The sequence below is a fragment of the Streptomyces sp. NBC_00287 genome, from assembly GCF_036173105.1.
Lineage (GTDB): Bacteria > Actinomycetota > Actinomycetes > Streptomycetales > Streptomycetaceae > Streptomyces.
This window is the reverse complement of sequence record NZ_CP108053.1, coordinates 2,761,490-2,783,544: the sequence shown is the minus strand read 5'-3', so window position 1 is coordinate 2,783,544 and position 22,055 is coordinate 2,761,490. Positions and strand designations below refer to the sequence as shown.

Sequence of the window (22,055 nt, the reverse complement as noted above, 5' to 3'; positions counted from 1 at the left end):
GAAGGGGGCCGCCGACACGGACGTAAAGTCGGGCCATGACCTCTACCGACAGTGCTGCACAGAAGGCCCCCGCCAAGGATCCCTGGGACCTTCCCGATGTCTCCGGGCTTGTCGTCGGCGTGCTCGGCGGGACCGGGCCGCAGGGCAAGGGCCTGGCCTACCGGCTCGCCAAGGCCGGCCAGAAGGTGATCATCGGCTCCCGTGCGGCGGACCGCGCACAGACCGCCGCCGAGGAACTCGGCCACGGTGTCGAGGGCGCCGACAACGCCGAGTGCGCCCGCCGCAGCGACATCGTGATCGTCGCCGTGCCGTGGGAGGGCCACGGCAAGACGCTGGAGTCGCTGCGCGAGGAGCTCGCCGGGAAGCTGGTCGTCGACTGCGTCAACCCGCTCGGCTTCGACAAGCAGGGCGCCTACGCGCTGAAGCCGGAGGAGGGCAGTGCGGCGCAGCAGGCGGCGGCGCTGCTGCCGGACTCGCGGGTCACGGCCGCCTTCCACCATCTGTCGGCGGTGCTGCTCGAGGACCCGGAGATCGACGAGATCGACACCGACGTCATGGTCCTCGGCGAGGTCCGCGCCGATGTCGAGATCGTGCAGGCGCTGGCCGGCCGTATCCCCGGCATGCGCGGCATCTTCGCCGGGCGGCTGCGCAACGCCCACCAGGTCGAGTCCCTGGTCGCGAACCTGATCTCCGTCAACCGGCGCTACAAGGCACACGCGGGACTCCGCATCACGGACGTATGAGGGGATGGGGGACACTGGACGGCGACGTACCGCAGTGTCCCCCCGACAGGAGCCCCTCGCATGCCCCGCCTCGCCCTCTACGCCCTGATCGTCTGCGTCCTCGCGGTGGCCGCCGCCGTCGTCTCCTTCGCGCAGGGAAGCTTCCTGGGCATCATCTGGGTGCTGCTGGCGGGGCTGTCGTCCAACATGTGCTGGTACTACCTGAGGCGCGGGAAGGTCGCGGCCTACCAGAAGCGGTAGAGATCCCAGCCGTACGCCGTCTCCAGCTCGCTGACCCCGAGCCCGCGCAGCACCGCGTCGACCATGTCGAAGAACACGCCGTTCACCGCGGGCAGCCACAGCAGCGCGAACACGAACAGCAGGCCGAACGGCGCGAAGGGCTCCACCTGACGCCGGATGTTGTACGACAGCCAGGGCTCGATGACGCCGTAGCCGTCCAGGCCCGGGACCGGCAGGAAGTTCAGGATCGCTGCCGTGACCTGGAGCAGGGCGAGGAAGGCCAGCGCGAACCGGAAGTCGGCGGGGACGCCGTCGAGAGCGTCGAGCCAGAACGGTGCGGTGCACACCGCGGCGAAGAGCAGGTTCGTCAGCGGGCCCGCCGCCGAGATCAGACTGTGCCGCCACCGCCCCCGGATCCGCCCGCGCTCGATGAAGACGGCGCCACCGGGCAGACCGATCCCGCCCATGATCACGAAGAGGACCGGGAGCACGATGCTCAGCAGGGCGTGTGTATAAGCGAGAGGGTTCAGCGTGAGGTAGCCCTTCGCGCCGACCGTGATGTCGCCGCTGTGCAGGGCCGTGCGCGCGTGCGCGTACTCGTGCAGACACAGGGAGACGATCCAGGCCGCCGTCACGAACAGGAACACGGCGACGCCCGGCTGCTCGGCGAACCCGGTCCAGGTCGCCCAACCGGTCACCGCCGTGACGGCCAGGATCCCGACGAAGACAGGGCTCATACGCCGGTCGCTGTGGCGGGTGGTGATGGCGGTCATGCGGCTCCCTGACTGGTCGGCACGCGGTGTGCTGCCGCCCGACGGTACCGGGCGCACCGGGAAAACGTCTCGCGGTCGTGCGTGGGTTCCGTAGAAGGTGGGGGCATGGGGATCTGGCATGTGTTCTACGCGGACTGGCAGATGGAGTGCTGCGGCAAGCCGTTCTCGGTGGGCGAGGAGGTGAGTTGGCCGCTGCTGCTCAAAGGCTCCGGGGAGGTCCTGGGCGGCGGCGACTGGGACGACCGGCTGGCGAAGGTCGTCGGGGAGGTGGCGGACGTGCGGGGCGTCAGGGTGCTCCACGAGGACACGGGACTGACGGTGGCGCTGCACGAGCACACCGTCGACGTCGTGGCACCGGAGGACCTCGGCGAGGAGCGCCCCGGGGGCCGGATCCGGCTCGTCGGGCTGCTGACGGTCGAGACGCACGGGGACCAGTGGCCGGAGGTCACCGGCCGGGTGCGGGACATCCAGATCCTGACCCAGGAGTACGCCGAGCCGGTACCCGGCTCGGGCACCTGGGAGCCGGTGCCGGGGGAGCGTTCGCTGCGCCCGGTCGACACCTGCCCGAAGTGGTTCAAGGACACGGGCCCGGACAGCCGGGGCCGACGAGGGGTGGAAGCCGGAGTACTGGTGACCCTGGAGGTCCCGACCGACTGATCCCAGCCATCGGCCCGACCCACCCCCGCTCTCCAGAGACAATGGACCCCGTGCGCTATCGCATCCTCGGCACCACTCAGGCCCTCCGTTCCGACGGCACCCCCGTACCGGTCGGTGGGGCGCGGTTGCGTGCGCTGCTCAGCGTGCTCGCCCTGCGGGGCGGGCGGGCGGTGCCGGTGCAGTTGCTCGTGGACGAGGTGTGGGGTGGGGATCCGCCCGCCGACTCCGCGGGGGCGCTGCAGGCGCTCGTCGGGCGGTTGCGGCGGGTCCTCGGGGCCGGGGCCGTGGAGTCCGTGGAGGGTGGGTACCGGCTGGCCGCCGGGGCCGACGACATCGACCTGCACCGTTTCGAGCGGCTCACCGCCGACGGCATCCGCGCCCTCGCCGATGGCGACCCCGCCAAGGCCGCAGGTTGCCTCGACGACGCCCTCGCCCTGTGGCGCGGCCCCGCCCTCGCCGACCTCCCCGACCGCGCCGCCGAGGCCGCCCGCTGGGACACCCGCCGCCTGGACGCCCTGCGCGCCCGCCACACCGCCGCCCTCGCCCTCGGCCAGGCCGAGGCCGCGCTGCCGGAACTGACCGCCCTGTGCGACAGCCATCCCCTGGACGAGCCGTTGCAGGCGCTGCGTCTGCGGGCGTTGCGCGACACCGGCCGCCCCGCCGAGGCACTGGCCGCCTACGACGACGTACGGCAGCTGCTCGCCGAGCAGCTCGGGTCCGATCCCGGTGCTGAACTGCGCGCCCTGCACGGGGAGTTGCTGAAACCGGCGCCACAGGCCCCGCTCGGGAATCTGCGGGCCCGGCTCACCTCCTTCGTCGGCCGGGAAGCCGACATCGATGCCATCCGCGGAGACCTCCGCAGCGCGCGGCTCGTCACGCTGCTCGGGCCCGGCGGCGCCGGTAAGACGCGGCTGTCGCAGGAGGCCGCCGAGACACTCCGGGACGCCGCCCGGGACGGGATCTGGCTGGCCGAACTCGCGCCCGTCGACGACCCGGACGCCGTACCGGAGGCCGTCCTCACCGCCGTGGGCGCCCGCGAGACCGTGCTGTACGGCGCCGGCGCCGAGGAGTTCCGAACCGCGACCGGCGACCGGCACGACGACCCGGTCGAACGGCTCGTGGAGCACTGCGCCCGGCGCCGCATGCTGATCGTCCTCGACAACTGCGAGCACGTCGTCGACGCCGCCGCCCGCCTGGTGGAGCAGTTGCTGGCCCGCTGCCCGGGACTGACCGTACTGGCCACCAGCCGTGAACCCCTCGGCGTACCGGGCGAGGTGCTGCGGCCGGTGGAGCCGCTGCCACAGCCGTACGCCCTCAGGCTGTTCGCCGACCGCGGTGCCGCCGCCCGACCCGGGTTCCGCGTCGACGACGACCCCGAGGCCTGCGCCGAGATCTGCCGCCGCCTGGACGGTCTGCCCCTGGCCATCGAGCTCGCCGCCGCCCGGCTGCGGATGCTCGCGCCCCGCCAGATCGCCGACCGGCTCGACGACCGCTTCCGGCTGCTCACCTCCGGCAGCCGTACCGTCCTGCCCCGCCAGCAGACCCTCAGGGCCGTCGTCGACTGGTCCTGGGACCTGCTCGACGAGGACGAACGGGACGTGCTGCGGCGTCTTTCGGTCTTCGCGGGCGGCTGCGATCTGCCCGCGGCGGAGGCCGTGTGCGGGCCCGCAGCCCTGGAGGCGCTGGGTTCCCTTGTCGACAAGTCGCTCGTCGTGGCCACCCCGTGCGGCGACGACGCGATGCGCTACCGGCTCCTGGAGACCGTCGCCGAGTACGCCGGCGAACGCATGGACGAGGCCGGGGAACGCCCCCGCGCCGAGCGCGCGCATCTGACGTACTACCGCGAACTCGCCCGCACCACCGACCCGTTGCTGCGCGGCCCCGGCCAACTGGACGCCGTGGAAAGGCTCCAGAGGGAGTACGAGAATCTGCGCACCGCCCTGCGGCACGCCGTCGCCGAACGCGACGAGCAGGAGGCACTGACGCTGGTGCTGTCGCTGGCCTGGTATTGGCAGATGCGCGACCTCAGGATCGAGGCCCGCAACTGGTGCAAGGAGGTCATGGCGCTCGGCCCCGACCCCTTCGCCGAACCGGTCCGGCCGGCCCGGCCGGTGTGGCAGCGCTGCACCGCCGAGCCGCCGCCGTACACCGGCGAGATCCTGGCGGAGGCCAGGCGCGGCGTCCATCTGGCCCATCTCGCCTGTATGGACACCGAGTTGGACGCCTGGCAGAACCCGGTCGCCCAGCAGAAGCTGCGCACCATCGCCGAGACGTACGAGCCGGGGATGCCGCAGAACTGCCGTAGCCCCGGACTGCTCGTGATCTTCGCCGTGGTGCTCTCCGGCGACATCGACAGGGTCGGCCGGATGCTCGACGCCGCCGTGGAGACCTGCCGGCGGACCCCGGACTACGAGTGGGAGCTGGCCGCCACCCTCCAGATGCGGGCCAACCTCCTCGCCAACCGCCCGGAACAGGTGAGCGCCGCCGCCCGCGACGCCGACGAGTCGCTGGCCATCTACCAGCGGCTCGGCGACGACTGGGGCAGCGCCGAAGCCCTGTCGGCGCGCGCCGAGGCCCGGGAGCGCAAGGGGGAGTATCTCCTGGCCGCCGCCGACTACGAGGCGGCCATCGAGCACGCCCGCAAGCTCGGCGCCCACGCCCAACAGGCCGTCCTCACCGCCCGGTTGGGCAACGTGCTGCTGGAGGGCGGGGACAGCGAGCGGGGCGAACGCCTGCTGCGGGAGACACTCGCCGCGCTGGACGGCGGCCACAACGAGGCGATGCCGTTCTGCCGGGTCGCCCTCGCCGGCTGGCTCAGCATCACCGACCGGGTCGCCGAGGCGCGCGAGCACATCCGGCTGCTGCGAGAGGAGTTCTCCATCGCCCACTTCATCGTCTTCGACGCGTTCATCCTCGCGCAGGAGGCATGGCTGGACGTCTCCGAGGGCCTCCACGAAGAGGCGCGGGAGAAGATCCGGCGCGGTATCGAACAGGCCGAGGACCCGCTGTCGAAGGCCATGGCCCCGCAGATGATCTCGGTGTACCTGATCGTCGCCGCGCTGGCGTTGGCCGGGAGCGGCGAGGGTGTGGACGCCGCCCGGTGCCTCGGTGCCGCCGACGCGCTGCTGCTGCCCGGACACCTGCACTCCTCGCTGGAGCGCGAGTCACGGGCGCGGGCGGTGGCGGCGGTGCGGTCGGTGCTCGGCGACGAGGAGTACGAGGCCGGGTATGCCGAGGGCGGCGGCCTCACGGCGAAGGAGGCAGCCGCCCTGGTGTGATCCTTTCGGGGATCAGGTCTTGGTACGGGATCAGGTCTTGGTACGGATCAGGTCTTGGTACGGAACTTGTGGATCGCGATCGGCGCCATGACCGCCGTGAGCAGCACCGACCAGCCGAGCGTCAGCCACAGGTCGTGGGCGACCGGGCCGCCGATCATCAGTCCGCGGGCGGCGTCCGCGAGCGAGGACAGCGGGTTGTAGTCGGTGAAGTTCTGGAGCCAGCCCGGCATCGACTGGGTCGGCGCGAAGATCGACGAGCCGAACTGCAGCGGCATCAGCACCAGGAAGCCCATCGCCTGCACGGACTGCGCGTTCTTCATCACCACACCGAGGGTGAGGAAGACCCACATCAGCGCCGAGCCGAAGGCCACGGACAGCGCGACGGAGGCCAGCAGACCGCCCCAGTTGTTGATGTCGAAGCCCACGAGCACGCCGACCGCCATCAGCACGCAGGTCGCGAACAGCATGCGCATCAGTTCCACGGCGATCTTCGCGAACAGCACCGAGCCGCGGCCGATCGGCAGGGACCGGAACCGGTCCATGACACCGGAGTTGAAGTCCTGGTTGAAGCCGGTACCCACACCCTGGGCCATGGTCATGCCCATCATGGCCAGCATGCCCGGCATGACGTACTGCACGTACTCGTCCTGGCCGCCGCCCAGCGACTGTCCGATGGAGCCGCCGAAGACGTACACGAACAGCAGCGTGAAGACGATCGGGAACAGGACGGCGTCGAACATCGACTCCGGGTCCTGCCGGATCCACAGCAGATTGCGGCGTACGAGCGCCCCGGTGTGCCGCGCATGCGCACGCAGGGGGATCCGGGTGTCTGCGGTGATGGCGCTCATACGGCGACCTCCTCGCGGTCGTCGACGGGCACGGTGTCCTGCGGGGCACTGGCACGGTGGCCGGTGAGGGACAGGAACACCTCGTCGAGGCTGGGCAGTTCGGTGGTGACGGAGGAGAGCGTGACTCCGCGCGCGGTGACGGCACCGACGACGGCGGTGAGCTGCTCATCACTGAGGATCGGCACCAGCAGGGCGCCGCGGTCGGCGTCGACGGTGGTGGTGGCGAGCCCGGTGATCCCGAGGCTGTCGAGGTGGGAGGCGAGCGGCCGCAGCTGCAGCGGATCGGCCGGCTGGACGCGAAGGGTCCGCCCCCCGACCTTGGCCTTGAGCTCATTGATCCCGCCCTTGGCAATGACCTTGCCCCGGTCGACGACGGTCAGCTCGTCGGCGAGCTGCTCGGCCTCCTCCATGTACTGCGTGGTCAGCAGCACGGTGACACCGTCGCCGACCATCGACTTGACCTCCGCCCACACCTCGTTGCGGGTACGGGGGTCGAGCCCGGTGGTCGGCTCGTCGAGAAAGAGCACAGCCGGATGCCCGATCATCGAGGCGGCGAGATCGAGCCGCCGCCGCATACCGCCGGAGTAGGTGGCGGCGGGCCGCTTGCCGGCGTCGGTCAGCGAGAACCGCTCCAGCAGCTCATCGGCCCTGGCCCGGGCGTCCCGCCTCGACAGATCGAGCAGCCGCCCGATGAGGTACAGGTTCTCCCACCCCGGAAGCTTCTCGTCCACGGAGGCGTACTGCCCGGTCAGCCCGATCACCCGCCGCAACTGCCGAGGCTGCCGTACGACGTCGTACCCGACGACGGTGGCCTGCCCGGAGTCGGGCGCGAGGAGAGTGGACAAGATCCGCACAAGGGTGGTCTTCCCGGCCCCATTGGGCCCGAGCACCCCCATCACGGTCCCCTCGCGCACATCCACATCCACACCGTCCAACGCCTTGGTCTCGCCGTAGTGCTTGACCAGCCCCCGCACGGTGACGGCGCTTCCTGCGCCGGTGGGGTTCTTGTCGATTCGTATCATGACCCCGAAGGTGCCAGCCCGCACCGACAAACCGCCGACAGGCGGCCTACAAGGGCCTACATCTCGCCGACAACACGGGGGAAAGGCAGCAGCCCGCCGACGGGGGAAATCGGCGGGCTGCCTCTGTGCCGCTGTGGCTCTAGTGGACGGAGTGCTCCTCCAGCGGGAACGTTCCGCCGACGACGTCCTCCGCGAACGCCTTCGCCGCGTTGCCCATGACCTCGCGGAGGTCGGCGTACTGCTTGACGAACTTGGGGACCCGGCCGCCGGTCAGGCCCATCATGTCCGTCCAGACCAGGACCTGGGCGTCCGTCTCGGCGCCCGCGCCGATGCCGACCGTCGGGATGTGCAGGACCCGGGTGACCTCGGCCGCCAGCTCCGCGGGGACCAGCTCCAGGACGACCGCGAAGGCGCCCGCGTCCTGGACGGCCTTCGCGTCGCGCAGCAGCTGTGCCGCCGCCTCCTCGCCGCGGCCCTGGACGCGGTAGCCCATGGCGTTGACGGACTGCGGGGTCAGGCCGATGTGAGCCATCACCGGGATACCGGACTCGACCAGCAGCTCGATCTGGCGGTGCGAGCGCTCGCCGCCCTCCAGCTTCACCGCGCCGACGCCGGCCTCCTTCACCAGCCGGGTCGCCGAGCGCAGCGCCTGCACCGGGCCTTCCTGGTACGAACCGAAGGGCAGATCGCCGACGATCAGGGCGCGCGAGGTGCCCCGTACGACGGCGGCCGACAGCATGGTCATCTCGTCGAGCGTGACGGGCACGGTGGTCTCGTACCCGAGGTGGCAGTTGCCCGCCGAGTCCCCGACGAGCATGACCGGGATCCCGGCCTCGTCGAAGACGGACGCGGTCATCGCGTCGTAGGCGGTGAGCATGGGCCACTTCTCGCCGCGCTCCTTGGCGGCGGCGATGTCGCGAACGGTGATGCGGCGGGTGCCCTTCCCCCCGTACAGCGCCTTGCTGCCGCCGGAAGGTGTGTTCTGGGCAGCCGAAAGCTGCGTCATGGCAACGGCTCCTTACGTCATCTCGAGGCGCCCTGACGGCGTCCCCGGATCCCCTCCATGGTGGCACCTCGTGCCAGACGCGGCTAGGGGGACCCCGGTCACGCTCGACCGGTGTAAGAGCCGGGTAAGAGAATTACGATACGGTACGGTCCCGTATCGTAAATCTCCTAGGGTGGACGGCATGACTACTTCCGCTCCTCCCGTACCCCGGATACCGGAAGCGGTGCATCGCCGCCGCTGGGCCATCCTCGGCGTGCTCATGCTGAGTCTGCTGATCGTGGTGCTGGACAACTCGATCCTGAACGTCGCCGTCAAGACCATCTCGACCCCCGCCCCGACCGGCCTCGGCGCCACCCAGAGCGAGCTTGAGTGGGCGATCAACTCCTACACCCTCGTCTTCGCGGGACTGCTGTTCAGCGCGGGGCTGCTGGGCGACCGGCTCGGGCGCAAGAGGGTCCTGCTCGGCGGCCTCGTCGTCTTCGGTGCCGGCTCCGCGCTCGCCGCCTTCGCCGGATCGCCGGGCGAGCTCATCGGCTTCCGCGCGGTGATGGGCCTCGGCGCCGCCTTCGTCATGCCGGCCACCCTTGCCGTCCTCATGAACGTCTTCGAGCGCGAGGAGCAGCCCAAGGCCATCGGCATCTGGGCGGGCGGCGTCGGCCTCGCCATCGCCATCGGCCCGATCACCGGCGGTGTCCTGCTCGACCACTTCTGGTGGGGCTCGGTCTTCCTCGTCAACGTCCCCATCGTGCTGCTCGCGCTCGCGCTGATGATCTGGCTGGTCCCCGACTCCCGCGACCCGAACCCCGGCCGCATCGACCCCATCGGCGTCGCCCTGTCCGTCGTCGGCCTGGTCCTCCTCGTCTACGGCATCATCCGCGGCGGCGAGCTGGCCGACTTCACGGACGTCACCGTGCTGGGGACGATCGCCGCCGGTCTCGCCGTACTCGTCGCCTTCGTGGTGTTCGAGAAGCGCAGCGACCATCCGTCCATCGATGTCGGCTACTTCCGCGACAAGGTCTTCTCGGCCGCGATCGCCGCCATCGCGCTGGTCTTCTTCGCGCTGATGGGCGTGACCTTCTTCTCCGTCTTCTACACCCAGAGCGTGCGCGGCTACTCGCCCCTGGAGACCGGTCTGCTGTTGCTGCCGCTCGCCGCCGCACAGCTCGTCTTCGCGCCGCGCGCCCGGCTGCTGGTGGACCGCTTCGGCAACCGGGCCACCACGACCGCCGGAATGGCGCTGATCGCGGCGATGCTGGCCGCATTCGCCACGCTGGACGCGGACACCCCGATCTGGATCCTCGAGGCGATCTTCTTCCTCATGGGCACCGGCATGGCGCACATCATGACCCCGGTCAGCGTCGTGATCATGCAGGCCCTGCCCCGCGAGAAGGCCGGTTCGGCCTCCGCGCTCAGCAACACCTTCCGCCAGGTCGGCGGCGCCCTCGGCATCGCGGTCCTCGGCTCGGTGCTGTCCACGTCGTACCGCTCGTCGATCGAGGGCGACCTCGGCGCCGTACCCGCGCAGCTACGGCACACGGCGGGCGAGTCCATCGAATCCACGCTGGCCGTGGCGGCGAAGCTCGGGCCCGAGGGGAAGCCACTGGTCGCCCAGGCCAACGACTCCTTCCTGCACGCCATGCATGTCACGGCTCTCGGGGGAGCGGCGGTGGCGGTGATCGGAGCGGTGGTGGTGGCGCTGTTCCTGCCCGGCAGAACCCAGGACCCGTCGCAGGCCGGGAGAGCCCAGGACCCGTCGTAAGGGAGAATTCCCGGAACGAAGAAGGGACGCAGACACGTGAACCTCGCTGACAGTCAGACCGGCCCCGTGCGGGGCCGCCCCCGGAGCGAGGCCGTGGAGCGCGCCATCATCGAGGGCGTGATGAGGCTGCTGGAGGAGGGCGTGCCGCTCGCGGAGCTCTCCATCGAGCGGATCGCCCGTACCGCCGGCGTCGGCAAGGCCGCCATCTACCGCCGCTGGAGCGGCAAGGAGGAGTTGTTCGTCGACGTCGTACGCGCCGCCGAACCCCCCGACGCCGAACTGCCCGGCACCTCCATGCGCGACGACCTCGTCGTCCTGCTGGAGTCGCTGCGCCGCCGCGGCCTGGTCAGCCGCTCCTCGGCGATCCTGCACAACGTCCACGTCCAGATGAAGAGCAGCCCCAAGATCTGGGCGGCGTACCACAACCTCGTGGTCGCCCCCCGGCGGCGGCTCGGCGTCGAAGTGCTGCGCCGCGGCCAGCGCAACGGCGAACTCCGCGAGGACGTCGACGTAGAACTGCTCAACGACCTGTTCGTGGGCCCGATGCTGCTGCGTTCAGTGATGCGGCCGGACGCCGACCTGCCTGACGGACTGTCCGAGCAGATCGTCGACACCCTGCTCGAAGGACTACGGCCCGTCAGCTCACCGCCCGTCAGTTCGCCCTCCATGTAGAGGCCATGTGCGCGTTTCGTCACAGAGCGCGCTTTCCGTGTGCGTGACCGGAACTCCGAAAGCCGACTTGTACGTCATGGTGCCCGTACGGCCGTCATGGGACGGCAGGAACAGAACCGATCATCCCCTAGGGTCGTAACCGCGGGGGACGATGGTGTGCACGGTAGGCAGTGAGGCGACGGTATGGCGCAGCAGGCGTACATGACGGAGACGGACAGCGGCGGCTCGGGACCCGAGCGCCGGGGAAACCGGTTCCGGCGTCTGCTGGAGCGGCTCGTCGCCGGCTGGCGCGGTGACCCGCGGATCTGGCGCCGGGGCATCGTCACCGCCGCCGTCGCGGTGCTGCTCGCCCTCGTCATGCTGCTGCACTCGCGCATCCCGAACGCCATCGGCAACCTCGGCAGCCTCATCGAGACCTTCCTGCCCTGGATCGGCCTCTTCGTCCCGCTGCTGGTGCTGATCGCCCTGGTGCGCAAGTCCGCGACCGCGCTGATCGCGGTGGTGCTGCCCGCGGTCGTGTGGCTGAACCTCTTCGGCGGCCTGCTCTCCGACAAGACGTCCGCCGGCGGCGACCTCACGATCGCCACGCACAACGTCAACGCCGACAACCCCGACCCGTCGGGCACCGCCCGCGACGTGGCCGCCTCGGGCGCGGACGTCCTGGCCCTGGAGGAGCTGACCGCGACGGCGGTGCCGGTGTACGAGAAGGCGCTGGCGTCGACGTACAAGTACCACTCGGTGCAGGGCACGGTGGGGCTGTGGAGCAAGTACCCGCTGAGCGGTGTGCGGGCCGTCGACATCAAGCTTGGCTGGACGCGGGCCATGCGCGCCGCGGTGACCACGCCGGCCGGTGAGATCGCGGTGTACGTCGCCCACCTGCCGTCGGTGCGCGTGAAGATGGAGGCCGGGTTCACCGCCCGCCAGCGCGACAAGAGCGCCGACGCCCTGGGCGAGGCCATCGCCGACGAGAAGCTGCCCCGCAGCGTGCTGCTCGGCGACCTCAACGGCACGATGAACGACCGCGCGCTGAACGCCGTCACCTCCCAGATGCGCTCCACGCAGGGCGCGGCGGGCAGCGGCTTCGGGTTCAGCTGGCCGGCGTCGTTCCCGATGGCGCGGATCGACCAGATCCTGGTGCAGGGCATCGAGCCGGTCACCTCGTGGACGCTGCCGGAGACCGGGAGCGACCATCTTCCGGTGGCCGCGCGTGTGAAGGTGGACACAACCGCCTCGTAAAAGCCCCTGTCAACCCGGCCGTAACCTCCAGGAATACTGGGCCTGAGAGCCTTTGTTCCGTACGTGAACATATGATGTACGGAACTCCGCTCCCGAAAGGCACAGGCCCTTCATGCCCCTGGCCCTGCTCGCTCTGGCCGTTGGCGCTTTTGGTATTGGCACCACCGAGTTCGTGATGATGGGCCTGCTGCCCGACGTCGCGGCCGACCTCGGCATCTCCATCCCGAGCGCCGGCCACCTCGTCTCGGCGTACGCCCTCGGCGTCGTCATCGGCGCCCCGCTCCTCGCGGCCGTCACCGCCCGTATGTCCCGCCGCAAGGTCCTGATCGGCCTGATGGTCCTGTTCGTGGTCGGCAACGCGCTCTCTGCCCTCGCCCCCGACAACGGCTGGCTGCTCGCCGCCCGCTTCCTGAGCGGTCTGCCGCACGGCGCCTTCTTCGGCGTGGGCGCGGTGGTCGCCACGACCCTGGTGGCGCCGGAGCGCAAGGCCCGCTCGGTGTCCCTGATGTTCCTGGGCCTGACGGTCGCGAACATCGCGGGTGTGCCGGTGGCCACGCTGATGGGCCAGCACCTGGGCTGGCGGGCGACGTTCCTGGGCGTGAGTGCGATCGGGCTGGCCGCGATCGTGTCCCTGTCGCTCCTGATCCCGCGCGACGACGCGAGTCCGTCTGTCTCCGGTCTGCGCGGCGAACTGGCGGCGCTGAAGTCGCTGCCCGTCTGGCTGGCCCTCGGTACGACGGTGGCGGGCTTCGGGGCGCTCTTCGCGGCGTACAGCTACATCACCCCGATGCTGACGGACGCGGCCGGGTACGCCGACGCGAGCGTGACGCTCCTGCTCGCGCTGTTCGGCGTGGGCGCGACGGCCGGGAACCTGCTGGGCGGACGCCTGGCGGACCACGCGATGCGCGCGACGCTGTTCGGGGGGTTGGCGTCGCTGGCGCTGGTCCTGGGTCTCTTCCCCCTGCTGATGTCCACGGCGTGGAGCGCGGCGGTGGCGGTAGTGCTGCTGGGGATGGCGGCGTTCGTGACCGGTTCCCCGCTTCAGCTGATGGTCATGGAGAAGGCGTCGGCGGGGCCGTCGCTGGCGTCCTCCGCCAATCAGGCCGCGTTCAATCTGGCGAATGCCGGGGGTGCGTGGATCGGGGGGCTCGCACTGGCTGCGGGGTTCGGGGTTACTTCTCCGGCGGTTGCGGGAGGGGCGCTGGCGGTGCTGGGTCTTGGCGTGGCCGGGGTGGCGTATGCCGTGGATCGGCGCGGGGTGCAGGGGGTTGGGCGGGAACGGGTGGTTGCGGGGCGTGTGCCGCAGGGGGCGGAGGCGGTGCGGTCCTGACGGGGTGTGGCGCCAGGTCGTGTCCTCGCCCCTCCTCCTCCGTTCTCCAGCAGTGAGAACAGGTCGCGCACCGCGGGTGCCCGGGGCGTTGCGGGGGGTCGTAGGCGCGCAGGCCAGTTCGGGTGCCCACTAGGCGGTCCCGCAGCGCGTGCTTTGGAAATCAGGGCTCATCTCGGTGGCGCGAGGAGCCTGAATGCCGGCTACGAAGGCGGCAAGACAGTACCCGGGGACGCTGCCGGTGCGGTCGCCGTAAGCACAGATCATGTCTCCCGCGACTTCCCGCCCCCGGCATCGTCTGCTGCAGCAAAAGTTTCCTCTGAGAGAAATAATTGCTGTATCGCCGTGTAATAATTGCTGCATGAGACAGTCTGACGTGCTGAGGATGCTGGGGGAGCGGGCTTCTGACCAGTGGGGTCTGGTGACCGCTGCCCAGGCGAAGCTGGATGGCCTGCAAGGGGTTCAGCTGCTACGGCTGGAGCGGTCCGGGCTGCTGGAGAACGTCGGGCGTGGGGTCTACCGGGTCGCCGCAGCAGTTCCGCCGGAACACCTGGAGATCAAAGTTGCCTGGCTGCGGCTGGACCCGAACACACCGGCCTGGCAGCGGAGCATCGGGGACCCGCGCTCGGGAGTCGTCTCCCATGCCTCCGCCTGCGAGCTGCACGGCCTCGGCGACCTTCCCGCCGACAGAGTAGAGCTGAGCGTCCCGGTGCGGCGCACCACCCGAGACGAGGGTGTACTGCTCCACCGGCTGCCGGTGGACACCGAGGACATCACGGTCGTCGACGGCCTGCCGGTCACGACAGCAGAGCGCACGATCACTGACCTGCTGGGTTCCCGAGCCGATGGGGCACACGTCGGCACGGTGATCGCCGACGCAGACCTCAAGGTTCTCATCGACATCGACCGCCTGTCCGCCCGAGTCACCCCCTTCCTGCGCGCCTACGGGCTTCCCGCCACTGCCTCCGGCGAGGACCTGCTGGCATCCCTCTGCGATCAGGCGGGCCGCACCCTGCGCCGCCAGGAGACCGAGCAGGCAGTCGCGGTGGGCTTCGCCTCGGCCGTCACCGCTCTCGAGACCCTCGCTGCCCAGCCGAACGCCGTGGAACAGGCACTGAAGAGCATGAGCAGGCAGCAATTTGCCCTGCCGTCGCTGGGAGCCCTGCAGGCGGGTGGACTGGAGCAGGTACTGAAGAACGCGGCGGTGCAGCAGGCAGCCTGGCATTCGGCACTTGCCTGGCCGAACGCGCTGCAGCAACTCCTGAATGCCGCGTCCGCACAGCAGTCTGCGCTGGAATCACTCGCCGTCCGGCCCAGTGCGCTGAAGCGTGCACTGGAGCAGATGGCGGCCGGACAGTCTGCCCTGCGTTCGCCGGCCGCGCGGCCGAGTGCGCTGGGGCAGGCATTTGCCGACTACCAGCAGAAGGCCCACAAAACGCTGGAGGAAAACGACTGACGGCCTCCCGGCTGCTGCTTTGTTCCTGCACCTTTGATGTCTTGGCTCGGAGCGCGATGAACAACGGCTATGCCACCCCTGCTGCACTTGATGCCGCACTGAAGCAGTACGCCAAAACCCATGCGAGGAACGCCAAGGACGCAGGGGCGCTGCGGCGCGCGTTCTTCTTCCAACGGCTGGCTGCTCGGGTTTTTGTCGCTGAACCCACAGGCTGGATGATCAACCACCACCACCGACGAGGCGGTGCAGGCCCTGCTTGCCGCGGCTGCACTGGACCTCAACGACCATCTCATGTTCGTCCCCACCCGCCTTACTTCGCACGGTGACGAGGCCCGCGGTGCAAACCAGGCCTTTGACGTGCGGCTGGGAACTCGCAAATCCGAGAGTATCCGCGTAGACCTGGTGGTCGGCCGGACCCCCACCGCCGCGCCCCAGGTGACCCGGCTCGCCCCTGCTGTCCCGATGCCCTGGCCAACTGACTGGCCGGAGGTTCGCCTGTATCCCGTGGTCGATCACCTGGCCGACAAGATCTGTGCCATGTACGAGTGGCGAGGCACTATTCCCTCCAGCCGCTTCCGTGACCTGGCTGACCTCCTGCTGATCAGTCAGCGCGAGGTGGTGGACGCCGGGCAGGCCCAGCACGCGCTGCGCACGGAGGCCACTCGGCGGGCACAGAGCGAAGTCAACCTCGCGCTGCCACACGCATTTGAGATGCCGCACGACTCCTGGAGAACGGGCTACCCTCGGGCCGCCCGTGACGTAGCGGGCCTGGACGGCTGCGCGACCTGGGGGACTGCCGAGGCCGCCGCTCGCACGTTTCTCACGCCTCTGCTGGGGACCGACTTCACGGGTACCTGGGATCCGTCTCACGGCCGATGGCATGTCGCCGGCTGAGCGCCTGCTGCGAGAGGCCGGCGCCACCCGTGGCCCAAGTCCTCGACAGCGGATGCCAATAACTACGCAAGCGCCGGTCAGCCCAGGATCTCCCGACCGGCGCTCACTGACTACGCCGTCTCCCGCCACCCATTCGTGATGGGCAACCGCCGGTCCTTCCCGAACCCCTTCGCCGAGATCTTCGTCCCCGGCGGGTACTGGCGGCGCTTGTACTCCGCCGTGTCGACCATCCGGAGGGTCTTGGTGACCAGGGCCGGGTCGAAGCCCGCTGCCACGATGACGTCGGCGCCCTCGTCGCGGTCGACGTAGCGTTCCAGGATCGCGTCCAGGACCGGGTAGTCGGGGAGGGAGTCCGTGTCGACCTGGCCGGGGCGGAGTTCCGCGCTCGGGGGTTTCGTGATCGAGTTCTCGGGGATCGGCGGGGTCTGGCCGCGTTCCGCCGCCGCGCGGTTGCGCCACTCCGCGAGGCGGAAGATCGACGTCTTGTAGACGTCCTTGATCGGGCCGTACGCGCCCACCGAGTCGCCGTACAGCGTCGAATAGCCCACCGCCAGCTCCGACTTGTTGCCGGGGGCGAGGACGATGTGGCCCTCCTGATTGGAGATGGCCATCAGGAGCGTGCCGCGCAGGCGGGACTGGAGGTTCTCCTCCGCCAGGCCTGTCAGCTCCGTCGACGACATGTACGCGTCGAACATCGGGGCGATGGACACCGTACGGAAGTTGAGGCCCGTCCGGCGCGCCAACTCCGCCGCGTCGTCCTTCGAATGGTCCGAGGAGTACTTGGACGGCATCGAGACGCCGTACACGTTCTGCGCGCCCACCGCATCGCACGCGATGGCCGCCACCAGCGCCGAGTCGATGCCCCCGGACAGGCCGATCAGGACCGACTTGAAGCCGTTCTTGGCGACATACGCCCGCAGGCCCACGACCAGCGCCGAGTACACCTCCTCGTCGTCGTCCAGGCGATCGGCGTAACCGCCCGCCAGCTCCGACGAGTAGGCGGGGAGCGGGTCCTCGGACAGGATCACGCGGTCGATGCGCAGACCGTCGTCCACCACTCCCGTCGGGGCATCCGCGGAAGCCGCCGGCAGGTCGAGGTCCAGGACCACACAGCCCTCCGCGAACTGCGGCGCCCGCGCGATCACCTCACCGCTCGCGTCGACCACGATCGAGTCGCCGTCGAAGACCAGCTCGTCCTGGCCGCCGATCATGGCGAGGTAGGCGGTGGTGCAGCCCGCCTCCTGGGCGCGCTTGCGGACCAGTTCGAGGCGGGTGTCGTCCTTGTTGCGCTCGTACGGCGAGGCGTTGATCGAGACCAGCAGCCCGGCCCCGGCAGAGCGCGCCGCCGGCACCCGGCCGCCGTCCTGCCACAGGTCCTCGCAGATGGCGAGGGCCACGTCCACGCCGTGCACCCGCACCACCGGCATAGTGTCGCCGGGCACGAAGTAGCGGAACTCGTCGAAGACGCCGTAGTTGGGGAGGTGGTGCTTGGCGTACGTCAGCACCACCTCGCCGCGGTGCAGCACGGCCCCCGCGTTGCGCGGGGCGCCGGCCGGCTGGCCGTACTTCGGCTGTGCCGTATCGGAGCGGTCGAGGTAGCCGACGATGACCGGCAGCTCCCCGAAGCCCTCCTCGGCGAGCCGGGCGGCCAGCGTGCGCAGGGCCGCGCGGGACGCCTCCACGAAGGAGGACCTCAGGGCCAGGTCCTCGACGGGATACCCGGTCAGCGCCATCTCCGGGAACGCCACGAGATGCGCTCCCTGCTCGGCGGAGTGCCGGGTCCAGCGGACGATCGTCTCGGTGTTGGCGACGAGGTCACCGACGCGCGAGTCGATCTGGTTCAGGGCGAGGCGAAGTTGAGGCACGCGCCCAGTGTAATCGTCAGAGCGACGCGATGGGGTGGTGAGGGGTGTGGCCCGGCCCACGCCCCACCGTTACGGCCGGGCCTTCGCGCCCCGGTCCTTCAGCATCCCCGCCATCAACTGGATCTCCGACTCCTGACCATTGACCATGGTCTGCGAGAGCCGCTTCTCCACCTTCACCTCGCACCGCTTCACACAGGCCTCGGCCATGTGGATGCCGCCCTTGTGGTGGTCGGTCATGAGCTGCAGGAAGAAGATCTCGGCCTGCTTGCCGTTCAGGCTCTCCAGCTTCTTCATCTCGGTGTTCGTCGCCATGCCCGGCATCAGCGCGCCGTCCTCGCCGGAGGCCATGGAGCCCATGTCCATCCAGGTCATCGGCGGATCCGACGACACCTTCGGCAGCTCCCACAGGTCGAGCCAGCCCAGCAGCATCCCGCGCTGGTTGGCCTGCGTCTGCGCGATGTCGTACGCCAGGCGCCGCACCTCGGTGTCGTCCGTGCGGTCGCGCACGATGTACGACATCTCCACGGCCTGCTGGTGGTGCACCGCCATGTCCCGCGCGAAACCGGCGTCCGCGGAGTCGGCGGTGGGGGTCGCGCCGGACCCCCCGTCCTCGGCCACGGCGTACGTGATCGCGCCGGCCGCGACGAGCACCGCCGCCGCGGTCCCCGCGATCCAGCCGACGTGCTTCATCACTGCGCCTTACCGCCCGTGCACGCGGCGCCCGGCTCCGGCGTCTGCTCGCCCTGGACGTACTTCTCGAAGAACTTGCCGAGGTTCGGGTCGCTTGCGCTCGTCACCGTGCGCTGCGCACCCCACGCCGAGAGCATGATCGGTGCCTTCTGGTCCTCGTACGGGCTCATCAGCGTGTACGGCGTCGCCTTCACCTTCTTGGCGAGCGCCTCGACGTCGGCCTTCGAGGCCTTGCTGGTGTACGTCACCCAGACCGCGCCGTGCTCCAGGGAGTGCACGGCGTTCTCGTTCGCGACGGCCTCGGTGTAGACGTCGCCGTTGCAGTTCTGCCAGACCGGGTTGTGGTCGCCGCCGACCGGAGGCTCGACCGGGTAGTCCACCTTCTTCTCGACGTGGGTCTGGGTCAGCTTGCCGCCCTTCCAGGTGCTCACACCGTCGGCGCCGGCCACCAGGGAGCCGGTGGTCTTGGCGTCGACCGAGTCGCTGTCGTCGGACTGCGACTGCACGAGAACCACGCCACCGACGACCAGGGCGGCGACCACCACCACACTGGCGCCGATCGTGAGGATCCGATTGCGGCGCTCACGAGACTGCTCGGCGCGCCGCATCTCTTCTATGCGGGCCTTGCGCGCCGCGGAGTTGCTCTTCTTGGCGGATCCCATGGCGTGATGTCCTTCTGCGGAAAGGGACGGTCGGGTCCGCTGATCGTAATGGTGTTCCTGTGACCTCTCGAAGGGTGGGCACAGGAAAGGGCCGGATCGCAACGGAATCGACAGGCACTCGACAGGTGCTCCGCGCACTCTTTCCGCCGAGGACCCCTGGCGAGGACCTCCTCCGCCACAGCCGACCGCGGCCGGGCGTTACGGATGTCAGTCCGAGCAGGCAAGATGGGCGGTAGAGCGGTGCACCCGTGGTATGCCGGGCGTTCAGGACCGGGTCGGCTTGCCGATCATGGTCGGCAACGCGCGCGAAACGGTGTTGTGGTGTGATGCTCAGGTGCCCGACCGGCTTCCCGCGAATTACGGGAGGGCGGCCTGACCAGCAAGGATGGGGAAGCGGAAGATGGACAAGCAGCAGGAGTTCGTGCTCCGTACGTTGGAGGAGCGCGACATCCGGTTCGTACGCCTGTGGTTCACGGACGTGCTGGGCTTCCTCAAGTCCGTCGCCGTGGCCCCGGCCGAGCTCGAGCAGGCCTTCGACGAGGGCATCGGCTTCGACGGCTCGGCCATCGAGGGCTTCGCCCGGGTCTACGAGTCCGACATGATCGCCAAGCCGGACCCCTCCACCTTCCAGGTCCTGCCCTGGCGCGCGGAGACCCCCGGCACCGCCCGGATGTTCTGCGACATCCTCATGCCGGACGGCTCCCCGTCCTTCGCGGACCCGCGCTACGTCCTCAAGCGCGCCCTGGCCCGCACCTCCGACCTGGGCTTCACCTTCTACACCCACCCCGAGATCGAGTTCTTCCTGCTGAAGGACCGCCCCCTCGACGGCTCCCGCCCCACCCCGGCCGACAACTCGGGCTACTTCGACCACACCCCGACCAATGTCGGCATGGACTTCCGCCGCCAGGCGATCACCATGCTGGAGTCGATGGGCATCTCGGTGGAGTTCTCCCACCACGAGGGCGCCCCGGGCCAGCAGGAGATCGACCTGCGCTACGCCGACGCGCTGTCGACCGCCGACAACATCATGACGTTCCGCCTGGTCATGAAGCAGGTGGCGCTGGAGCAGGGCGTACAGGCGACGTTCATGCCGAAGCCGTTCAGCGAGCACCCGGGCTCCGGCATGCACACCCACCTCTCCCTGTTCGAGGGCGACCGGAACGCCTTCTACGAGTCCGGCTCCGAGTACCAGCTCTCCAAGGTCGGCCGCTCCTTCATCGCGGGCCTGCTGAAGCACGCCGCGGAGATCTCCGCCGTCACCAACCAGTGGGTCAACTCCTACAAGCGCATCTGGGGCGGCTCCGAGCGCACGGCGGGCGCGGGCGGCGAGGCCCCCTCGTACATCTGCTGGGGCCACAACAACCGCAGCGCGCTCGTCCGAGTCCCGATGTACAAGCCCGGCAAGACCGGCTCGGCCCGCGTCGAGGTCCGCTCCCTGGACTCCGGCGCCAACCCGTACCTGGCGTACGCGGTACTGCTGGCCGCCGGCCTCAAGGGCATCGAGGAGGGCTACGAGCTGCCTCCGGGCGCCGAGGACGACGTCTGGGCCCTCTCCAACGCCGAGCGCCGCGCGATGGGCATCGAGCCCCTCCCGCAGAACCTCGGCGAGGCCCTGACCCTCATGGAGAACAGCGACCTGGTCGCCGAGACGCTCGGTGAGCACGTTTTCGACTTCTTCCTGCGCAATAAGCGCCAGGAATGGGAGGAGTACCGCAGCGAGGTCACGGCGTTCGAGCTGCGGAAGAATTTGCCGGTGCTGTAGGCGCTGATTCGGAGAGACCCGAACACAATGTCCGGGTCCCTCCGGTGCCGGTGCAGGAGCTACACGTCGGCGTTCGCCGCCCCGCCGCCCCCTCGCTTGGGATCCTCGTCGGGCTTCGTCTGCTCAGCCGCCGGTTCGCCTTCGGCGGGCTTGGTCCCATCGGGCCCGCTGGGCCGCAGCACGGGCTTGATCAACCTGTCGGTGCTGGGCGGCGGCGAATCGACGGCCCGCGCCGAACCGCGCACGTTCTCCAGGAGAAGGTTGCCCTTCTTGTCGAGCAGCCGCGTCAGGCCTTCCTGCCCGATTCCGAATGCCACGGCCCATGCGGCGATCTGCGCCCCGCTGTCCAGCGCCGAGAGCCCGGGGATGAATTCGCCATGGATGAGGACCAGTCCCAGAATGGCGGACAAAGCGCCGATGGGGATGCGCAGAATAAGTAGGCTCATGGGGACCATGTACGGGACGGCGGATCCGTGTATATGGCGAATGGACGTGGCGCCTGCGAGTGCTGCGGCTGCGGCACCCAGGGACGCTACCAGCAATACGTCGTCACCGGCGGGCAGCCCGGTGACAGGGCAGACGCGTTTCGTGGCAGTGGGGTTCTCGGGAGTGGGGGCGGGCGGTCGGAAGCAAAGCTTGTCCGCGAGCGCGGCAGGATTCTGATAGCCCGACAGAATCAGGAGGACTGCGAATGCGGAAAGGGCAAGGAAAGCGAGAAGCAGGATATTGCGGAAATTCCGCACCCTGGCTATCTCTATTTCCTCGGTGTGATTGGCGGCATGCAGGACTCCGGCGGCCAAATGCCTGCCCTGGACATCCAGCATGTTGTTGTTCTCGCGCAGATGTTCTTCAAGCAGCTTGAGGCGCGGATCCTCCTGCCCCAAGTGTTGGATGCCCTTGGCCAGAACGGAGGATCCTTCCCACCCGAGCTCCTGGGCAGGAGTTAGTTTGAGGACGATCAACTCGGCCTCGTGAATGGTGGCCAAGGTTCGATCTCGCGCGGATGCGCCGGCCCAGAATGGCCAACTGTCTGTGGCTTGCCGCGCTCCGTGCAAAAGCTGGTGGGCCTTTTCTGCAAGCTTCCTGTCGTGCGCCGACATGGCCGCCATATTTTCAATGCGGTCGAGCTCGGCTTGCACGGATGCAATATGAGCACTTGCGCGCTGCCGCCAGGAGCCGGTCTTCT

19 protein-coding genes are annotated in these 22,055 nt (G+C 69.6%); 11 read left to right on the top strand and 8 right to left on the bottom strand.

What is annotated here, in order from left to right; translation table 11 throughout:
* Nucleotides 1-35 precede the first annotated feature (35 nt).
* Together npdG and OHT76_RS12655 are read left to right on the top strand one after the other, a co-directional pair.
* A complete protein-coding gene (gene npdG / locus OHT76_RS12660; protein ID WP_328870895.1) occupies nt 36-743 on the top strand; it encodes an NADPH-dependent F420 reductase in 708 nt (235 codons plus the stop codon).
* Between the two features lie 60 nt (nt 744-803).
* Nucleotides 804-983, top strand: a complete 180-nt coding sequence (locus tag OHT76_RS12655; RefSeq protein ID WP_328870894.1) for a hypothetical protein — start codon at nt 804-806, stop codon at nt 981-983.
* Here the strand turns inward: OHT76_RS12655 and OHT76_RS12650 are convergent.
* Entirely contained in the window at nt 968-1,735 is a 768-nt protein-coding gene (locus OHT76_RS12650) for a site-2 protease family protein (protein ID WP_328870893.1), read from the bottom strand. The genes OHT76_RS12655 and OHT76_RS12650 overlap by 16 nt on opposite strands.
* A gap of 105 nt (nt 1,736-1,840) precedes the next feature.
* On the opposite strand from OHT76_RS12650, the gene OHT76_RS12645 reads away from it, so the two are divergent.
* Nucleotides 1,841-2,392 carry a DUF6578 domain-containing protein gene (locus OHT76_RS12645; RefSeq protein ID WP_328870892.1) on the top strand — a complete coding sequence of 184 codons (552 nt, stop codon included), beginning with the start codon at nt 1,841-1,843 and terminating at the stop codon, nt 2,390-2,392.
* Between the two features lie 41 nt (nt 2,393-2,433).
* A complete protein-coding gene (locus OHT76_RS12640) occupies nt 2,434-5,670 on the top strand; it encodes a BTAD domain-containing putative transcriptional regulator (protein ID WP_328870891.1) in 3,237 nt (1,078 codons plus the stop codon).
* Nucleotides 5,671-5,717: 47 nt separating this feature from the next.
* Here OHT76_RS12640 and OHT76_RS12635 read toward each other — a convergent pair whose 3' ends face one another.
* From OHT76_RS12635 to panB, 3 genes are all read right to left on the bottom strand, one after another.
* A complete protein-coding gene (locus tag OHT76_RS12635) occupies nt 5,718-6,518 on the bottom strand; it encodes an ABC transporter permease (protein WP_328870890.1) in 801 nt (266 codons plus the stop codon).
* A complete protein-coding gene (locus OHT76_RS12630; RefSeq protein WP_328870889.1) occupies nt 6,515-7,540 on the bottom strand; it encodes an ATP-binding cassette domain-containing protein in 1,026 nt (341 codons plus the stop codon). The genes OHT76_RS12635 and OHT76_RS12630 overlap by 4 nt, the downstream gene beginning before the upstream one ends.
* A gap of 139 nt (nt 7,541-7,679) precedes the next feature.
* The gene (gene panB, locus OHT76_RS12625) at nt 7,680-8,546 is read right to left on the bottom strand and encodes a 3-methyl-2-oxobutanoate hydroxymethyltransferase (RefSeq protein WP_328870888.1); all 867 of its coding nucleotides are present in this window, start codon (nt 8,544-8,546) and stop codon (nt 7,680-7,682) included.
* 181 nt (nt 8,547-8,727) lie between these two features.
* On the opposite strand from panB, the gene OHT76_RS12620 reads away from it, so the two are divergent.
* The 6 genes from OHT76_RS12620 (at nt 8,728) to OHT76_RS12595 (ending at nt 15,890) form a co-directional block, all read left to right on the top strand.
* Nucleotides 8,728-10,305, top strand: coding sequence for an MFS transporter (locus OHT76_RS12620; RefSeq protein WP_328870887.1), 1,578 nt, complete (start codon nt 8,728-8,730; stop codon nt 10,303-10,305).
* A 36-nt stretch (nt 10,306-10,341) separates the two neighbouring features.
* On the top strand, nt 10,342-10,977 hold the full coding sequence (locus tag OHT76_RS12615) for a TetR/AcrR family transcriptional regulator (protein WP_328870886.1): 636 nt from the start codon (nt 10,342-10,344) through the stop codon (nt 10,975-10,977).
* Nucleotides 10,978-11,160: 183 nt separating this feature from the next.
* Nucleotides 11,161-12,213 (top strand): endonuclease/exonuclease/phosphatase family protein, encoded by a 1,053-nt coding sequence (locus OHT76_RS12610; RefSeq protein WP_328870885.1) that lies wholly within the window; start codon nt 11,161-11,163, stop codon nt 12,211-12,213.
* 112 nt (nt 12,214-12,325) lie between these two features.
* Nucleotides 12,326-13,543: an MFS transporter gene (locus OHT76_RS12605; RefSeq protein ID WP_328870884.1), complete on the top strand. Its 1,218-nt coding sequence runs from the start codon at nt 12,326-12,328 to the stop codon at nt 13,541-13,543.
* A gap of 382 nt (nt 13,544-13,925) precedes the next feature.
* On the top strand, nt 13,926-14,996 hold the full coding sequence (locus OHT76_RS12600; protein WP_328876515.1) for a type IV toxin-antitoxin system AbiEi family antitoxin domain-containing protein: 1,071 nt from the start codon (nt 13,926-13,928) through the stop codon (nt 14,994-14,996).
* Between the two features lie 243 nt (nt 14,997-15,239).
* On the top strand, nt 15,240-15,890 hold the full coding sequence (locus OHT76_RS12595; RefSeq protein ID WP_328870883.1) for a nucleotidyl transferase AbiEii/AbiGii toxin family protein: 651 nt from the start codon (nt 15,240-15,242) through the stop codon (nt 15,888-15,890).
* Between the two features lie 110 nt (nt 15,891-16,000).
* On the opposite strand, the gene OHT76_RS12590 is transcribed toward OHT76_RS12595, so the two are convergent.
* From OHT76_RS12590 to OHT76_RS12580, 3 genes are all read right to left on the bottom strand, one after another.
* Nucleotides 16,001-17,755, bottom strand: coding sequence for an NAD+ synthase (locus tag OHT76_RS12590; protein ID WP_328870882.1), 1,755 nt, complete (start codon nt 17,753-17,755; stop codon nt 16,001-16,003).
* A 69-nt stretch (nt 17,756-17,824) separates the two neighbouring features.
* Entirely contained in the window at nt 17,825-18,445 is a 621-nt protein-coding gene (locus OHT76_RS12585; protein ID WP_328870881.1) for a DUF305 domain-containing protein, read from the bottom strand.
* Entirely contained in the window at nt 18,445-19,107 is a 663-nt protein-coding gene (locus tag OHT76_RS12580) for a DUF3105 domain-containing protein (protein ID WP_328870880.1), read from the bottom strand. The genes OHT76_RS12585 and OHT76_RS12580 overlap by 1 nt, the downstream gene beginning before the upstream one ends.
* A gap of 400 nt (nt 19,108-19,507) precedes the next feature.
* On the opposite strand from OHT76_RS12580, the gene glnA reads away from it, so the two are divergent.
* A complete protein-coding gene (gene glnA, locus OHT76_RS12575) occupies nt 19,508-20,869 on the top strand; it encodes a type I glutamate--ammonia ligase (RefSeq protein WP_250070229.1) in 1,362 nt (453 codons plus the stop codon).
* A 59-nt stretch (nt 20,870-20,928) separates the two neighbouring features.
* Here the strand turns inward: glnA and OHT76_RS12570 are convergent, their stop codons facing one another.
* Nucleotides 20,929-22,008: a hypothetical protein gene (locus tag OHT76_RS12570; RefSeq protein ID WP_328870879.1), complete on the bottom strand. Its 1,080-nt coding sequence runs from the start codon at nt 22,006-22,008 to the stop codon at nt 20,929-20,931.
* Between the last annotated feature and the right edge of the window lie 47 nt (nt 22,009-22,055).

Bases quoted from the DNA above. Each gene is read 5' to 3' on its own strand.
- OHT76_RS12655 (WP_328870894.1), top strand. From the start codon at position 804: ATGCCCCGCCTCGCCCTCTACGCCCTGATCGTCTGCGTCCTCGCGGTG.
- OHT76_RS12635 (WP_328870890.1), bottom strand. From the start codon at position 6,518: ATGAGCGCCATCACCGCAGACACCCGGATCCCCCTGCGTGCGCATGCG.
- OHT76_RS12630 (WP_328870889.1), bottom strand. From the start codon at position 7,540: ATGATACGAATCGACAAGAACCCCACCGGCGCAGGAAGCGCCGTCACC.
- OHT76_RS12585 (WP_328870881.1), bottom strand. From the start codon at position 18,445: ATGAAGCACGTCGGCTGGATCGCGGGGACCGCGGCGGCGGTGCTCGTC.
- glnA (WP_250070229.1), top strand. From the start codon at position 19,508: ATGGACAAGCAGCAGGAGTTCGTGCTCCGTACGTTGGAGGAGCGCGAC.
- panB (WP_328870888.1), bottom strand. From the start codon at position 8,546: ATGACGCAGCTTTCGGCTGCCCAGAACACACCTTCCGGCGGCAGCAAG.
- OHT76_RS12645 (WP_328870892.1), top strand. From the start codon at position 1,841: ATGGGGATCTGGCATGTGTTCTACGCGGACTGGCAGATGGAGTGCTGC.
- OHT76_RS12650 (WP_328870893.1), bottom strand. From the start codon at position 1,735: ATGACCGCCATCACCACCCGCCACAGCGACCGGCGTATGAGCCCTGTC.
- OHT76_RS12640 (WP_328870891.1), top strand. From the start codon at position 2,434: ATGGACCCCGTGCGCTATCGCATCCTCGGCACCACTCAGGCCCTCCGT.
- OHT76_RS12580 (WP_328870880.1), bottom strand. From the start codon at position 19,107: ATGGGATCCGCCAAGAAGAGCAACTCCGCGGCGCGCAAGGCCCGCATA.
- npdG (WP_328870895.1), top strand. From the start codon at position 36: ATGACCTCTACCGACAGTGCTGCACAGAAGGCCCCCGCCAAGGATCCC.
- OHT76_RS12620 (WP_328870887.1), top strand. From the start codon at position 8,728: ATGACTACTTCCGCTCCTCCCGTACCCCGGATACCGGAAGCGGTGCAT.
- OHT76_RS12600 (WP_328876515.1), top strand. From the start codon at position 13,926: ATGCTGGGGGAGCGGGCTTCTGACCAGTGGGGTCTGGTGACCGCTGCC.
- OHT76_RS12610 (WP_328870885.1), top strand. From the start codon at position 11,161: ATGGCGCAGCAGGCGTACATGACGGAGACGGACAGCGGCGGCTCGGGA.
- OHT76_RS12605 (WP_328870884.1), top strand. From the start codon at position 12,326: ATGCCCCTGGCCCTGCTCGCTCTGGCCGTTGGCGCTTTTGGTATTGGC.